General features: G+C 62.8%; 14 protein-coding genes and 1 other RNA gene. 6 read left to right on the forward strand and 9 right to left on the reverse strand.

The genetic code is table 11. The annotated features are described in order from the left end of the window. Window positions 1-369: 369 nt before the first annotated feature. The gene (locus tag AC27VE_RS20945) at window positions 370-846 is read right to left on the reverse strand and encodes an Lrp/AsnC family transcriptional regulator (protein ID WP_169274097.1); all 477 of its coding nucleotides are present in this window, start codon (window positions 844-846) and stop codon (window positions 370-372) included. A 156-nt stretch (window positions 847-1,002) separates the two neighbouring features. On the opposite strand from AC27VE_RS20945, the gene hppD reads away from it, so the two are divergent. After that, the gene (gene hppD, locus AC27VE_RS20950; RefSeq protein ID WP_006226004.1) at window positions 1,003-2,115 is read left to right on the forward strand and encodes a 4-hydroxyphenylpyruvate dioxygenase; all 1,113 of its coding nucleotides are present in this window, start codon (window positions 1,003-1,005) and stop codon (window positions 2,113-2,115) included. 95 nt (window positions 2,116-2,210) lie between these two features. On the opposite strand, the gene msrA is transcribed toward hppD, so the two are convergent. From msrA to ilvD, 3 genes are all read right to left on the reverse strand, one after another. Continuing rightward, entirely contained in the window at window positions 2,211-2,765 is a 555-nt protein-coding gene (gene msrA / locus AC27VE_RS20955; RefSeq protein ID WP_006226003.1) for a peptide-methionine (S)-S-oxide reductase MsrA, read from the reverse strand. Window positions 2,766-2,842: 77 nt separating this feature from the next. Further along, the gene (locus AC27VE_RS20960; RefSeq protein WP_167390137.1) at window positions 2,843-3,178 is read right to left on the reverse strand and encodes a c-type cytochrome; all 336 of its coding nucleotides are present in this window, start codon (window positions 3,176-3,178) and stop codon (window positions 2,843-2,845) included. Next, entirely contained in the window at window positions 3,162-4,847 is a 1,686-nt protein-coding gene (gene ilvD / locus AC27VE_RS20965) for a dihydroxy-acid dehydratase (protein ID WP_006226001.1), read from the reverse strand. The genes AC27VE_RS20960 and ilvD overlap by 17 nt, the downstream gene beginning before the upstream one ends. Window positions 4,848-4,984: 137 nt before the next feature. Between ilvD and lgt the strand changes: the two genes are divergently transcribed. Further along, on the forward strand, window positions 4,985-5,773 hold the full coding sequence (lgt, locus tag AC27VE_RS20970) for a prolipoprotein diacylglyceryl transferase (RefSeq protein ID WP_006226000.1): 789 nt from the start codon (window positions 4,985-4,987) through the stop codon (window positions 5,771-5,773). Here lgt and AC27VE_RS20975 read toward each other — a convergent pair. The 4 genes from AC27VE_RS20975 to AC27VE_RS20990 all read right to left on the reverse strand — a co-directional run bounded on the left by AC27VE_RS20975 (window position 5,748) and on the right by AC27VE_RS20990 (window position 7,578). Beyond that, window positions 5,748-6,512, reverse strand: a complete 765-nt coding sequence (locus tag AC27VE_RS20975; RefSeq protein ID WP_427958935.1) for an SIMPL domain-containing protein — start codon at window positions 6,510-6,512, stop codon at window positions 5,748-5,750. The genes lgt and AC27VE_RS20975 overlap by 26 nt on opposite strands. Window positions 6,513-6,605: 93 nt before the next feature. Then, a non-coding RNA gene (gene ssrS, locus AC27VE_RS20980) (6S RNA) lies at window positions 6,606-6,788 on the reverse strand. A gap of 32 nt (window positions 6,789-6,820) precedes the next feature. After that, window positions 6,821-7,132 carry a cell division protein ZapA gene (locus tag AC27VE_RS20985; protein WP_006217444.1) on the reverse strand — a complete coding sequence of 104 codons (312 nt, stop codon included), beginning with the start codon at window positions 7,130-7,132 and terminating at the stop codon, window positions 6,821-6,823. Next, window positions 7,132-7,578 (reverse strand): hypothetical protein, encoded by a 447-nt coding sequence (locus tag AC27VE_RS20990; RefSeq protein ID WP_488704879.1) that lies wholly within the window; start codon window positions 7,576-7,578, stop codon window positions 7,132-7,134. The genes AC27VE_RS20985 and AC27VE_RS20990 overlap by 1 nt, the downstream gene beginning before the upstream one ends. A gap of 482 nt (window positions 7,579-8,060) precedes the next feature. Between AC27VE_RS20990 and AC27VE_RS20995 the strand changes: the two genes are divergently transcribed. The 4 genes from AC27VE_RS20995 to AC27VE_RS21010 all read left to right on the forward strand — a co-directional run bounded on the left by AC27VE_RS20995 (window position 8,061) and on the right by AC27VE_RS21010 (window position 12,803). After that, window positions 8,061-8,525: a tripartite tricarboxylate transporter TctB family protein gene (locus AC27VE_RS20995; protein WP_427958929.1), complete on the forward strand. Its 465-nt coding sequence runs from the start codon at window positions 8,061-8,063 to the stop codon at window positions 8,523-8,525. A gap of 13 nt (window positions 8,526-8,538) precedes the next feature. Further along, window positions 8,539-10,044 carry a tripartite tricarboxylate transporter permease gene (locus AC27VE_RS21000; RefSeq protein WP_427958926.1) on the forward strand — a complete coding sequence of 502 codons (1,506 nt, stop codon included), beginning with the start codon at window positions 8,539-8,541 and terminating at the stop codon, window positions 10,042-10,044. A 190-nt stretch (window positions 10,045-10,234) separates the two neighbouring features. Beyond that, window positions 10,235-11,839, forward strand: a complete 1,605-nt coding sequence (locus AC27VE_RS21005) for a gamma-glutamyltransferase family protein (protein ID WP_488704880.1) — start codon at window positions 10,235-10,237, stop codon at window positions 11,837-11,839. Between the two features lie 58 nt (window positions 11,840-11,897). After that, window positions 11,898-12,803, forward strand: coding sequence for an NAD(P)-dependent oxidoreductase (locus AC27VE_RS21010; RefSeq protein ID WP_488704881.1), 906 nt, complete (start codon window positions 11,898-11,900; stop codon window positions 12,801-12,803). 92 nt (window positions 12,804-12,895) lie between these two features. Here AC27VE_RS21010 and AC27VE_RS21015 read toward each other — a convergent pair whose 3' ends face one another. Further along, window positions 12,896-13,525: an FMN-dependent NADH-azoreductase gene (locus AC27VE_RS21015; RefSeq protein WP_488704882.1), complete on the reverse strand. Its 630-nt coding sequence runs from the start codon at window positions 13,523-13,525 to the stop codon at window positions 12,896-12,898. Between the last annotated feature and the right edge of the window lie 155 nt (window positions 13,526-13,680).

Genomic DNA, 13,680 nt, shown 5'->3' on the forward strand with positions numbered 1-13,680 from the left:
GGGCGCTCATTCCTGAACTCTTCGCGGCAGGCTTGGCTGGGTTGCCCCGGTTTCGCCTGTTGTGCTTGCTTGGCTTCGCGGTTCAAAAACGTCTGAACTGCGAAGGAGCGAGACTATAGCACAGAATTTTCAGGGTACTGGCCAACATGACGCCTGATTTGCAGAAAGATGAATTTTTTGGGGACGCACTCACTCCAGCCTGGTTGCTGTCCTCTATATATAGACGCCGATGCCCCGCAGATGGACGGGATCCTGCGGTAGACGCCCTATCGTTGGCGCCCTCTATATAGAGGATCCCTCCCCGCTCACCCAACCAATCGGACGACACCCCTCCTCCATCCCTCTATATATAGAGAGAGGCGGACCGCATCAGATCCGAAGCTCGGTAGTTTCCTTGATCTGCTGCATGGCGAAGAAGGAGCGCATGTCGATCACGGCCGGGTGGCGCATCAGCGTGTCCATGGCAAAGCGGGAGAAGTGGGCCAGATCCGCCACCTGGATCCGCAGCAGATAGTCCATGTCACCAGACATGGCATAGCACTCGACCACTTCCGGCCAAAGCTGCACATCGCGCGCGAAGTCGCTCATTGGGGCGTGACTGGACCCGCTGTGCTTGTTCAACCGAATGTTCACGTACGCCAGCAGCCCTAGCCCGACCTTTTCGGCGTCGATCAGCGCGACGTACTTTTTGATGAAGCCCTTTTCTTCCAGGCGGCGTACCCGGCGCAGGCAGGGGCTGGGCGACAGGGACACGCGGTCGGCCAATTCCTGGTTGCTGAGGCGCCCGTCCCGCTGCAATTCAGCCAGAATCCTTAGATCTGTCCTATCAAGCTCGATCTCAGACATTTTTTGCCCTTATATTTTTCAGTACGGCAATATTATTGCTCAGAAGGTTGGCTTTCGCGCCATGTTTGCAATTGTCTGCCCGGCGTTCCTTCCTACAATCTCCGTCTAGACTTGAACAACAAGTCGTCCTGAAAAATGATGCAAGGGAGCAGACACATGAGCAGCGCTTTCCAACCCTGGGACAACCCGATGGGCACCGCCGGGTTCGAATTCATCGAGTACGCCGCGCCGGACCCCGCTGCGCTGCGCAAGGTTTTCGAGCTGCTGGGCTTCAAAGCCATTGCGAAGCACCGCCACAAGGATGTGACCCTGTACCGCCAAGGCGGCGTCAACTTCCTGATCAACGCCGAACCCGATTCCTTCGCCCAACGCTTCGCGCGCCTGCATGGCCCGTCGATCTGTGCGATCGGCTTCCGCGTGCAAGACGCCAATGCCGCCTACAAGCGCGCGCTGGAGTTGGGCGCCTGGGGTTTCGACTCGCATAGCGGCCCGATGGAATTGAACATCCCGGCCATCAAGGGCATCGGCGATTCGCTGATCTACCTGGTTGACCGCTGGACGGGCAAGGAAGGCCACGGCGGCATCGGCGACATCAGCATCTATGACGTGGATTTCGTGCCGGTCGATCCGGACAACGCGCAAGCCGACCTGAATCACCGCGGCGCCGGCCTGACGCTGGTGGATCACCTGACGCACAACGTGCACAAGGGCCGCATGGCGGAGTGGTCGGAATTCTACGAGCGCCTCTTCAACTTCCGCGAAGTGCGCTACTTCGACATCGAAGGCAAGGTGACGGGCGTGAAGTCCAAGGCGATGACCTCGCCTTGCGGCAACATCCGCATTCCGATCAATGAGGAAGGCACGGAAGAAAAAGGCCAGATCCAGGAATACCTGGACCTGTACCGCGGCGAAGGCATCCAGCACATCGCCATGGCCACGGAAGACATCTACGGCACCATCGAAGCGCTGCGCGAGTCGGGCGTGGTGTTCCTGGATACGCCGGAAACGTATTACGAGCTGCTGGACCGCCGTTTGCCCAACCACGGCGAAGACGTCGCCCGCCTGCAGAAGAACCGCATCTTGCTTGACGGCGCCCCCGGCGGCGGCTTGCTCTTGCAGATCTTCACCGAAAACCAGATCGGCCCGATCTTCTTCGAGATCATCCAGCGCAAGGGCAACGACGGTTTCGGCGAGGGCAATTTCAAGGCCTTGTTCGAATCGATCGAACTGGACCAGATGCGCCGCGGCGTGGTGAAGAACGTCGACTAACTGCTTCCCCCGCCGGCGTGCGGTGCCCAGGCACTCGCGCCGGCTTTGAAACCTCACCTGGTGGTGAGGTTTTTTTTCGCCCAGATAAAAGGAAGTCAGCGCTGCAGGCGGTCCTGGAACTGCTTGCGGAACTTGGCGACCTTGGGCGCGATCACGAACTGGCAGTAGCCTTGTTCGGGATGCAGGGCGAAATAGTTGCTGTGGTAGTCCTCGGCTTGCCAGAACTTGACGGGCGCGAGCAGCTTGGTGACGATCGGCGCGTCGTAGACCTGCTGAGCCTCGACTTCGGCGATTACCGCTTCGGCCTGTTCGCGCTGTGCTTCGTTCTGCCAGAAAATTGCCGACTCGTACTGCGGGCCGATGTCATTGCCCTGGCGCCCCGGCGTGGTGGGGTCGTGCGTGGCGAAGAAGACGCGGAGCAGATCGCTGTAGGAGAGTTCAGCGGGATCGAATTCCACGCGAGCGACCTCGATGTGGCCGGTGTCCTTGCCGCAGACCTGCTCGTAGCTGGGATTGTCCACGTGCCCGCCGCTATAGCCGGGCAGCACGCTTTTGACGCCCTTCAATTCGGTGAAGACCGCTTCGACGCACCAGAAGCAGCCGCCGCCAAGAACGGCGACTTCATTGCCCGGGGATGCTTGTTCTGCCATGACGATTCCTTTCCTGTAGACGGCCGCTGCCTGCGGCCGGCGCCCCCGGCTTCATGCGCGGGGCATAGAGAATAAGACTACTGCTTGGGCGGCGCCAGCGACAAGATCCATTCGGCCAGCAGGCGAGCATCTTCCTGGCTGACATGGGTTTGCGCGGGCATGGGCACGGCGCCCCAGGCGCCGCGGCCGCCGCCGCGGATCTTGCCCGCCAGGTAGTCCACCATGGCGTCACCCTGACCTGCATAACGTTCGGCCACGCTTTTCAGCGGTGGCCCGACGCGCTTGGCTTCCACTTGGTGGCAGGCCATACAGGCTTTGCTCTTGGCCAGGTCCAACCCGGTGGTTTGGGCCTGGACCGCGCCGGCGCCCAAGACGCCGGCCACGGCCACCCACAGACTAATCTTCAAATGCATCGGTTACTGCCCCACGGCTCGCGGTGCTGGCGAGCTTGCCGAACTTGGCGAGCACACCGCGTGTATAACGCGGCTTGGGCTGAACCCAGGCCTGTCGACGAGCCGCCAGGTCTTCGTCGCTGATATTGAGCTGCAACAGCAGCTTGTGGGCATCGATGGTAACCGAATCGCCTTCCTGGATCAGGGCGATCGGGCCGCCCACGAAAGCCTCGGGCGCGACATGGCCGACGACCATGCCCCAGGTGCCCCCGGAAAAGCGGCCGTCGGTGATCAAGCCCACGGTTTCGCCCAGGCCCTGCCCGACCAGCGCCGAAGTGGGCGCCAGCATTTCACGCATGCCGGGACCGCCCTTCGGGCCTTCGTAGCGGATGACGACGACATCGCCGTCCTTGATCTGGCGCGCCATGATCGCCGTCATGGCGTCGTCTTCGGAATCGAACACGCGTGCGGGACCGGTAATGACTGGGTTCTTCAGGCCCGTGATCTTCGCCACGCAGCCTTCGGGCGACAGGTTGCCCTTCAGGATGGCCAAATGCCCTTGCGGGTACAAGGCGCGGTCCATCGGCATGATGACGTCCTGGTCCGCGCGCGGTGCATCCGGCACATCGGCCAAGGTTTCCGCGATGGTCTTGCCGCTGATGGTGATGCAGTCGCCATGCAGGAGCCCGGCGTTGAGCAGCAGCTTCATGACCTGCGGAATGCCGCCTGCGCGATGCAGGTCGGTCGCGACATATTTACCAGACGGCTTCAAGTCGCACAGCACGGGGACGCGCTTGCGGATGCGTTCGAAGTCGTCAATGGTCCACGGCACTTCGGCGGCATGCGCGATGGCGAGGAAATGCAGCACGGCGTTGGTGGAACCGCCGGTGGCCATGATGACCGAAACGGCGTTTTCGATGGATTCGCGCGTGATGATGTCGCGCGGCCGCAGGTTGCGCCGGACCGCATCGACGAGCACCCGCGCCGACTCGGCGGCCGAGACCACCTTTTCATCGTCTTCATTGGCCATCGTGCTGGAATACGGCAGGCTCATGCCCATGGCTTCGAATGCGGAGCTCATCGTGTTGGCCGTGTACATGCCGCCACAGGAGCCTGAGCCGGGGATGGCGCATTTCTCGATCTGCTTGAAGTCGGCCTCGGGCATGCGGCCCATCGTGTATTCGCCCACGGCTTCGAACACCGACACGATCGTGAGGTCGTTGCCCTTGTAATGGCCCGGCTTGATCGTGCCGCCATAGACGTAGATGCCGGGCACATTGGTCCGCGCCAAGGCGATCATGCCGCCCGGCATGTTTTTGTCGCAGCCCCCGATCACCACCACGCCATCCATCCACTGGCCTTGCGCGGCGGTTTCAATACAGTCCGCGATGACTTCGCGCGACACCAGTGAATACTTCATGCCTTCGGTGCCCATGGACATGCCGTCCGAGATGGTGGGCGTGCCGAACACCTGAGGGTTGGCGCGCGAGGCGCGGATGGCGTCGATGGCCGCATCCGCCAGGCGCTGCAGGCCGCTGTTGCATGGCGTGATGGTGGAATGGCCGTTGGCCACCCCGATCATGGGATTTTCGAAATCGGCTTCCTGATAACCCAGCGCGTAGTACATGGCGCGGTTGGGCGCGCGCGCGACGCCGTGGGTGATATGGCGGGAACGTTCATTGTTCGGCATGGTCTGTCTCTCCTGTCGGCCGTCGGGGCGCGGACATGGCGAACGCACCCTGGGAAGCTGGCTCGCTTGCATGCATGCATGCGAATCTTCAGTGCTCGCCGGTTATTATCATTCAACTTTATTGTGTCGGGCAGAACATGCTGCAATATCCAAAATTCGACCCCATCGCCTTGCAGATCGGGCCGCTAGCCATCCACTGGTACGGCCTGATGTATCTGGCGGGCTTCGCCCTGGTGTACCTGCTTGGCCGCCGGCGCATCACCAGCGGCCACACCACGTCACTGAATGTGCGCGACCTGGAAGACCTGATCTTCTATAGCGTGCTGGGCGTGGTGCTGGGCGGCCGGCTGGGGTATGTGCTGTTCTATAAGCCGGGCTATTACCTGGCCCACCCGCTGGAAGTGGCGTACCTGTGGCAAGGCGGCATGTCGTTTCACGGCGGCCTGATCGGCGTGATCCTGGTGATGCTGCTGTTTGCGCGCAAGAAGAAGCTGCCCTTTTTCGCGGTCAGCGACTTCATCGCCCCGCTGATCCCGCTGGGCCTGGGTTTCGGCCGGTTGGGCAACTTCATCAATGGCGAGCTGTGGGGCCGGCCGACCGACGTGCCGTGGGCCATGGTGTTCCCCGACAGCGGCGACGGGCTGGCGCGCCACCCCTCCCAACTCTATGAGCTGGGCCTGGAAGGCATCGTGCTGTTTGCACTGCTGTGGTGGTTTTCGAGCAAGCCGCGTCCACTCGGACAGGTGAGCGGGCTTTTCCTGATGGGTTACGGAACGTTCCGCTTCCTGGTGGAGTTCACCCGCGAGCCAGACAACTTCCTGGGCCTGCTCGCGGGTGGTTTGAGCATGGGACAGTGGCTGTCCCTGCCGATGGTCGCCCTGGGCGCCATCATGTTCAGCCTTACTGCAAAACGATCGTCCCGTTGACGGCGATGCTGACCGTGACGTCTCCCGCTTCCAGCGGGACGTCCGGGCTGTAGCCGCCAGAGGCGTCCTTGGCCATGGCCGCGGCGCCCAACATGCGGGGCATCGGCACCGGGCCGCCCGCGCCGCCCAATTCCAGCTTGGACAGGCGATAGCCCGAGAAACCGAACGCGTTGGCCGCTGCCAGCGCGCGATCCTTGAAGGCCTGGGCCGCTTCTTTCAGCAGCTTGCGCTCTTCGGCCTCGCGCGCTTCGCGCGACAGCGAGAAGCTGATGTTCGAAATGGCGGTCTTGTCCGAGAGCTTGGACGCCAACGCGGCGGCAGCTTCGAAGTCTTTCGATTCAAGAACAACTTCGCCCTGGCCGCGCCACGTGCCGATCTTGCCTTTGCTGTTGGTATTGGGCCAGACGTTGTAGCCGCCCGTGCGCACTTCGACGCCCTTCGTGTCGCGTGCGCGCTTGATGACGTCGTCCAGTGCGGCCGTCAGCTTCTTGCCGGCAGCGGGCTGATCCGGCGCTTCGACTTCGGCAGACAGCGAAATACGGACGGTGTCCTGCTTGACCTCGGAAGACGCGGTGGCCTGCAACGTCATTTCCGGCGAACGATTCGTGGACGATTCCGTAGCGACGGGCGCGGCGGGCGTCTGCGCTTGCGCATAAACGGGTTGGACGGCGGCGATGGCGGCCACGGCTGCGCACGCTGCGCCGAGTTTCGTCAGCGAAAAAACAGGGTGTTTAAACATGGACTGGTCCTAGGAGGGAGGACAAAGGAAGGGGCAAGGGGGGATGGTGAGGCGCCCGACGCGGACCTGCGCTTATGGCAGGCCCGCTGGGATAAATGCCCCGCCTGTGCCGTCAAGGCCGGCATCTCGAACCCTAAGGTAAGAGGTGGTCGCGTTCCGCAGAGCGTCGGGTTCGTCTACGAGAGACGATCACTCCAGCTCTACACTCCCGCAACCATATGCCGAAAGCATAGGTTCAGAGAATGTATGGCCTAGTCACGGACACGGCAGGGACAAACTGAAAATTCTTGAATACTGCTTATGAACGGTTAGAGCAGTTTTTCCTGACCCGACAAGGCGTCATCGAGTACTGCGTTCATGTCCTCAATTCTACGCTTGAAGTCGCCGACTGCCAAACCGCCCAGCGGACCATCCGGCGCCTTCATGGCAAGGAGCTCGCCCGCCACCTGCAAAGCGGCCATCACGGCGATGCGTTCGTTGCTGGAAATCTTGCCCGTTCCCTGGATGCGCAGCATCAGCTGGTCGACATGGCGCACGGCGGCCATGAGCGTAGGCTTCTCTTCAGCGGAGCAGGCCAGGGAGTAATCGCGTCCCAATATGGTGACATCTACGCGTTCCATCAGTGTTGCTCTCCAGACGGTGCGCCCGGCAGGCGGGCCAGCACGGCGTCGATGCGCTCGCGGGCCGCGGCGGCGGCCACGCGCAAGCGCTGTAGTTCAGTGTCGCGAGATTGCAGGTTGCCCTGCAATTCGGTTTCCCGGGCAGAGAAACGCGATTCGAGCGACTGGCGTTCGGTGGATTCACGGGCGAGCTGTTCGCGCAAGGCGGCTTCGGCCTGCTGGGCCTGCTCGAGCATGGCGCTGACGGCGCCATCATGATCCTGAAGCTTGCTTTGCAGCGTGACGATGTCGGCCTCGCGCTCTGCGGCGCGCTGCTTCAGAACACGCTGGTCAGCTTCGAGTTCGTTCAGGCGGAGGCGCAACGCGTCACGCTCTGCGTGGAGTTGGCGGGTGCGTTGCACCAGTTGCCCGATTCGGGCGGCGAGTTGGTCTAGATCTTGCAGCATGGGCGCTATCGTAAACCATCCTGAGTGCAATCGGGCCTCTTCACGCAAGGTGAGAAACCCGGCAATATTCGGTAGGAAATAGGCGAGTGATTCCGGTGGTGCAACGCCAACCGGTGACCTTCAAAGAAAAAAGCCTGGCCCCTCCTCCAAATTCCCCGCATCCGGCCGATCCGGCTTTCGCATTTCTTTCTATAAACTTTCACTTAGCTTTCAAAAAGCCCTCAATCTTCCCGCGCGGTTACATCTGGGGATCGGGAGTACCCGAATTCTAGGGAAAACCCCAGGCTTTCACCGAGCTTACAGGGTTTGCAGCGTGGCAGGCGTCCATTACCATTCGCCCTTTCAAGAAACCACGCCGTCGCTTTCAGAAGAACTAATGGCACCCCGAAGTGCCTTTTTTGTGCCTGTCACTCGCCTTTCGGCGAGCCCCATCCGGCTACAAACTTTTTTATCTACATGCTGTAAACAGGAGCCAACCAATCATGCAGCTACGCAATCGACAGGACTTCTGGTCTGGGGTGATGTTCATCGCCCTTGGACTGGGATTCGCCTGGCAGGCCAGCAGCTACCAAATGGGTACTGCTGCCCGAATGGGCCCAGGGTACTTTCCTTTCTGGCTAGGCATTGTTCTGGCTTTGCTGGGCGCCATCGTGCTGCTTGGCTCGATGTCCAAGAAAGCCCATGAAACGCACGTCGACAAGTTCGACTGGCGCATCGTCTTCCTGGTGGTGGGATCCGTCGTCCTGTACGGCCTGGTCCTCAAACTGCTGGGCATCTACATCTCGGTGTTCCTCCTGGTTGTGGTCAGCAGCCTGGCCAGCCACGAGTTCAGCCTGAAGGTCGCCGTCGCCAACGCGATCTTCCTGGTGATCTTCTCGTATCTGGCATTCGTCAAGGGGCTGGGGCTGATCTTCCCGCTGTGGCCGTCCTTTCTGGGCATGAACTAAGGAGCAACCGGTCATGGAATTGTTTGACAACCTGATGTTGGGCTTCTCGGTGGCGTTTACGCCCGAGAACCTGCTTTACGCACTGCTGGGCTGCATCCTGGGTACGCTGATTGGCGTGCTGCCGGGCATCGGCCCCGTCCCGACCATCGCGATGCTGCTCCCGATCACGTACGTGCTGCCCCCGGTGGCCGGCCTGATCATGTTGGCAGGTATCTATTACGGCGCCCAATACGGCGGCTCCACGACGGCGATTCTTGTGGCATTGCCAGGGGAAACGTCCGCGGTGGTGACCGTGCTGGACGGTCACCAGATGGCCCGCAACGGCCGTGCTGGCGCCGCGCTGGCAATCGCCGCGCTGGGTTCGTTCTTCGCCGGTTGCGTGGCCACGCTGCTGCTGGCCGCCTTTGCGCCCCCGCTGGCTGAAGTCGCCTTCAAGTTCGGCCCCGCCGAGTACTTCTCGCTGATGTGCCTGGGCCTGGTCGGCGCCGTGGTGCTGGCCTCGGGCTCGCTGCCCAAGGCGATCTCGATGATCATCCTGGGCCTGTTGCTGGGCATGGTCGGTACCGACGTCAACTCGGGTGTCGCCCGCTTCGACTTCGGCGTGCCGGAACTGCAAGACGGTATCGACTTCGCCATCGTGGCCATGGGCGTGTTCGGCTTTGCCGAAATCATGACCAACCTGGAGCAGAAGGAAAACCGCGTCGACATCACCGACAAGATCGGCTCGCTGTACCCGAACAAGCAGGAATTCAAGGAATCGTACCCGGCAGTGCTGCGTGGTACGGCCCTGGGTTCGGCCCTGGGTATCTTGCCGGGCGGTGGCGCCGTGCTGTCGTCGTTCGCTTCCTACACGCTGGAAAAGAAGATCTCGAAGAATCCGGAACGCTTCGGCAAGGGCCACCCGGCCGGCCTGGCTGGCCCGGAATCGGCGAACAACGCTGCTGCCCAGACCTCGTTCATCCCGCTGCTGACGCTCGGTATCCCGGGTAACGCCGTGATGGCGCTGATGGTCGGTGCAATGACGATCCACAACATCCAGCCCGGCCCGCAAGTCATGACGAGCCACCCGGAGCTGTTCTGGGGCCTGATCGCCTCGATGTGGATCGGCAACCTGATGCTGGTGGTGCTGAACCTGCCGCTGATCGGCTTGTGGGTCAAGCTGCTGAAGGTGCCTTACCGCATCCTGTTCCCGGCGATTCTGGTGTTCTGCACGATCGGTGTGTATTCGCTGAACTACAACGCGTTCGACATCTTCACCACCGCCATGTTCGGTATCGTGGGCTACGTGTGGTCGAAGCTGAAGTGCGAAGGCGCGCCGCTGCTGCTGGGTCTGGTCCTGGGCCCCATGATGGAAGAAAACTTCCGCCGTGCCCTGCTGCTGTCGCGTGGCGACTTCACCACCTTCGTGACCCGTCCGCTGTCGGCTTCGCTGCTGGCCGTCGCCGTGTTCCTGGTGATCCTGGTGGCCCTGCCGGCCATCCGCAAGAAGCGCGAAGAGACCTTCGTCGAAGAAGACTAAAGCGCGGTACGCCGCCTGCGGGCGGCGGTCTCGCCTTTAACGAAACCCCCGGGCCTGTCCCGGGGGTTTTTCTTTGCGCGCCCGGAATGCCTGTCTGGAAAGCTACTAATAGATACGACACACTACGAGGCGTAGGGCTCTCGCCGGCATCTACGTTAAGCTACGGGTTTACCCCACGCGATGATTCGGCATGAATTTCGACTGGAAGAACCCCTACCCCACCACCCGGATTCCGGTGTTCGCCCGCAACGTGGTCGCCACCTCGCAGCCACTCGCCGCCCAGGCAGGCTTGCGGATTCTGGCCCGCGGCGGCAATGCCGTGGATGCGGCCATCGCTGCAGCCGCCACGCTGGCGCTGACCGAACCCGTCAGCAACGGCCTGGGCTCGGACTGCTTCGCCATCATCTGGGACGGTTCGAAGCTGCATGGCCTGAATGCCTCGGGCACGGCCCCCGGCGCCTGGAACGTGGATTACTTCCGCCGCAAGCATCAGGGCGTGATCCCGATGCGGGGCTGGGACAGCGTGACGGTGCCAGGCTGTGTGGCCGGCTGGGCGGCCCTGCACGAAAAGCTGGGTAGCCTGGCGTTTGCCGACGTGCTGGCACCCGCCATCGAATATGCCGAACGCGGCTACGCCGTGTCGCCCGTCGTGCAGGAAAAATGGGCGGCGCAAGCCGACGTCCTGCAACCGCAACCGGGGTTTGCCGAACACTTTCTGCCACGCGGCCGCGCGCCCCACATCGGCGAACACTTCGTGCTGCCGGGCGCAGCCGCGACGCTCAAGCGCGTCGCCGCCAGCGGCGGGCGCGACTTTTATGAAGGCGAAACGGCCCACAAGCTGGTGGCGCACGCTCAGGCGCACGACGCCGCCCTGACCCTGGCCGATCTGCGCGACTACGCGCCGGAATGGGTGACGCCGATCAGCCAGCCTTACCGCGGCCACACCCTGCATCAAATCCCGCCCAACGGCCAAGGCATCGCGGCGTTGATCGCGCTGGGCATCTTGCAGAACTTCGACCTGCCTGCCCGCCCAGTCGACCATCCCGACACCCAGCACCTGCTGATCGAGGCCATGAAACTGGCGTTCGCCGACGTCTATGCGCACGTGGCCGACGCGCGCCACATGCGGATGACGCCCGAGCAGATGCTGCGGCCGGATTACCTGGCCGAACGCGCGCGGATGATCGACCCCAACGTGGCCCAGGCCTTCGCCTCGGGCCATGCGCCGCAAGGCGGCACCGTCTACCTGACCGCCGCCGACAAGAGCGGCATGATGGTCAGCTTCATCCAGTCGAACTACATGGGTTTCGGTTCGGGCGTGGTGGTGCCGGGCACGGGCGTCAGCCTGCAGAACCGCGGGCATTGCTTCAGCACCCAACCCGACCATCCCAATGTGGTCGCGGGCGGCAAGCGCCCCTTCCAAACCATCATCCCTGGTTTCCTGATGCGCGACGGCGCACCCGTCATGAGCTTTGGCGTCATGGGCGGCAATATGCAGCCCCAGGGGCAAGTGCAGACGCTGGTGCGCATGCTGGACTACGGCCAGCAGCCGCAAGCCGCCTGCGACGCGCCTCGCTGGAAATGGAACCACGGCCTGGCGGTGGACGTGGAAACGGGATTGAACCCGGCCGTGGCCCAGGGCCTGCGCACGCGCGGCCATGTGCTGGAAGGCATCGACGACCCCTATATGGACTTCGGTTCGGGCCAGTTCATCTGGCGGCTAGGCGACCCGGCGGTGGACGGCTATGTCAGCGCCAGCGACAGTCGACGGGATGGACTCGCCGCCGGCTTTTGATTGCGTTAAGGTTACTGTCCTGAGACTGACCTTACCTACATAGAGCGGAGTTCCCTGCATGGCAACGATCGGTACCAAGAGCTACGACGCGGTCGTAGCCCAGAAAGTCGCTTTCCTCGGATTGGGCGTGATGGGCTTGCCCATGGCCGGCCACCTGGCCCGTGCGGGGCACGACGTCACCGTCTACAACCGCACCCCCGCCAAGGCGCAAGCCTGGGCCGCCGAGTTCCACGGCCACCATGCCCCCACGCCGCGCGAAGCGGTAGCGGGCGCGCAGATCGTATTCGCCTGCGTGGGCAATGACGACGATCTGCGCAGCATCGTGTTGGGCCCGGACGGCGCGTTCTCGGGCATGGCGCCGGGCGCGGTATTCGTCGACCACACGACCGCCTCGGCCGATGTAGCGCGCGAGCTCTATGCGCAAGCCAAGGAACTGGGCCTGAACTTCGTGGATGCCCCCGTCTCGGGCGGACAGGCCGGCGCGGTCAACGGCGTGCTGACCATCATGTGCGGCGGCGAACCCCCCGTCTTCGACGCCATCAAGCCGGTGGCGCAAAGCTTCGGCCGCGCCGTGACGCTGGTGGGCGCGCCGGGCGCCGGCCAGTTGGCCAAGATGGTCAACCAGATCTGTATCGCCGGCATCGTGCAAGGCCTGTCGGAAGCCGTGGCCTTCGGCCAGGCGGCCGATCTGGACATGAAGCTGGTGCTGGACGTGATCAGCAAGGGCGCGGCGCAAAGCTGGCAGATGGAGAACCGCGGCGGCACCATGGTCGACGACAAGTTCGAATTCGGCTTCGCGGTGGACTGGATGCGCAAGGACCTGGGCCTGGTGCTGGCCGAAGCGCGCCACAACGGCGCGCGCGTACCCGTGACCGCCCTGGTGGACCAGTTTTATGGCGACGTCCAGAAGATGGGCGGCGGCCGTTGGGACACGTCGAGCCTGGTGAAGCGACTGCGCGACTGAACTTGCTGCATCGCCCTGCCCCTCGGCACGGCGATGGCGCTGACAAAAAAAGGCGAGCCTCGGGCTCGCCTTTTTTCGTGGCGCCGGCGCGGTTATGCAGCCAGGCTCGCTTGCGCCGTTTCCAGCACCAAGGCGTCGATGCGTTGTTTGGCCAGCGCCACGCCTTCCAGCGCCGCCACTTCGCCCATCGCCATACCTTCGGCCGCGATGAACGTGACGTCGTTCATGCCAAGGAAGCCCAGCATCTGGCGCAGGTACGGCGTCAGGGTGTCGGTCGGCGTGCCTTCAGCCTTGCCGCCGCGCGCCGTCAACACGAACACCTGCTTACCCTTGACGAGGCCCTCCGGCACGCCTTCCGGCGTATAACGGAACGTGACGCCCGCACGGGCCACGTAGTCCAGATAGCTCTTGAACTGCGCGGGCAGATTGAAGTTGTACACGGGCACCGCGAAAACGATGCGATCTGCTTCCATCAGTTCAGCGACGAGCGTATCGCTCAGTTCGACGATGCGTTGCTGCTCGACGCTGCGGGCATCCGCCGGGGTGAACAGCGCGCCGGCCGTGTTGCCGTCGAAATAGGGAATGGGTTGCGCGCCGATGTCGCGCACCTTGACGGCCGCGGCGGGGTTGGCTTCTTTGACGCGCGCAATCAGGTGATCGGCCAATTGCTTGCTGTTGGAACGGTCGCCGAGAATCGAGGAAAGGATAACGAGGGTCTTCATTGCAAATATCTCCAGGGGTGGCCCGCCATACGCGGGCGGCCAGGATCTGTCAGCGCCACGCCCGACTCTTCAAGGAGTTCGGACTGGAGCTTGGCGCCGGGTGGCGTTGGCAGATCCCGAATGCATGGGCTCACTGTAGACCGGTTCATTGTTCA

It is taken from the genome of Achromobacter sp. 18P8.1.1 (assembly GCF_057799415.1).

Bases quoted from the DNA above. Each gene is read 5' to 3' on its own strand.
- AC27VE_RS21010 (WP_488704881.1), top strand. From the start codon at position 11,898: ATGGCAACGATCGGTACCAAGAGCTACGACGCGGTCGTAGCCCAGAAA.
- ilvD (WP_006226001.1), bottom strand. From the start codon at position 4,847: ATGCCGAACAATGAACGTTCCCGCCATATCACCCACGGCGTCGCGCGC.
- AC27VE_RS20990 (WP_488704879.1), bottom strand. From the start codon at position 7,578: ATGCTGCAAGATCTAGACCAACTCGCCGCCCGAATCGGGCAACTGGTG.
- AC27VE_RS21005 (WP_488704880.1), top strand. From the start codon at position 10,235: ATGAATTTCGACTGGAAGAACCCCTACCCCACCACCCGGATTCCGGTG.
- AC27VE_RS20995 (WP_427958929.1), top strand. From the start codon at position 8,061: ATGCAGCTACGCAATCGACAGGACTTCTGGTCTGGGGTGATGTTCATC.
- msrA (WP_006226003.1), bottom strand. From the start codon at position 2,765: ATGGCAGAACAAGCATCCCCGGGCAATGAAGTCGCCGTTCTTGGCGGC.
- AC27VE_RS21000 (WP_427958926.1), top strand. From the start codon at position 8,539: ATGGAATTGTTTGACAACCTGATGTTGGGCTTCTCGGTGGCGTTTACG.
- AC27VE_RS20960 (WP_167390137.1), bottom strand. From the start codon at position 3,178: ATGCATTTGAAGATTAGTCTGTGGGTGGCCGTGGCCGGCGTCTTGGGC.
- lgt (WP_006226000.1), top strand. From the start codon at position 4,985: ATGCTGCAATATCCAAAATTCGACCCCATCGCCTTGCAGATCGGGCCG.
- AC27VE_RS20945 (WP_169274097.1), bottom strand. From the start codon at position 846: ATGTCTGAGATCGAGCTTGATAGGACAGATCTAAGGATTCTGGCTGAA.
- AC27VE_RS20975 (WP_427958935.1), bottom strand. From the start codon at position 6,512: ATGTTTAAACACCCTGTTTTTTCGCTGACGAAACTCGGCGCAGCGTGC.
- AC27VE_RS20985 (WP_006217444.1), bottom strand. From the start codon at position 7,132: ATGGAACGCGTAGATGTCACCATATTGGGACGCGATTACTCCCTGGCC.
- hppD (WP_006226004.1), top strand. From the start codon at position 1,003: ATGAGCAGCGCTTTCCAACCCTGGGACAACCCGATGGGCACCGCCGGG.
- AC27VE_RS21015 (WP_488704882.1), bottom strand. From the start codon at position 13,525: ATGAAGACCCTCGTTATCCTTTCCTCGATTCTCGGCGACCGTTCCAAC.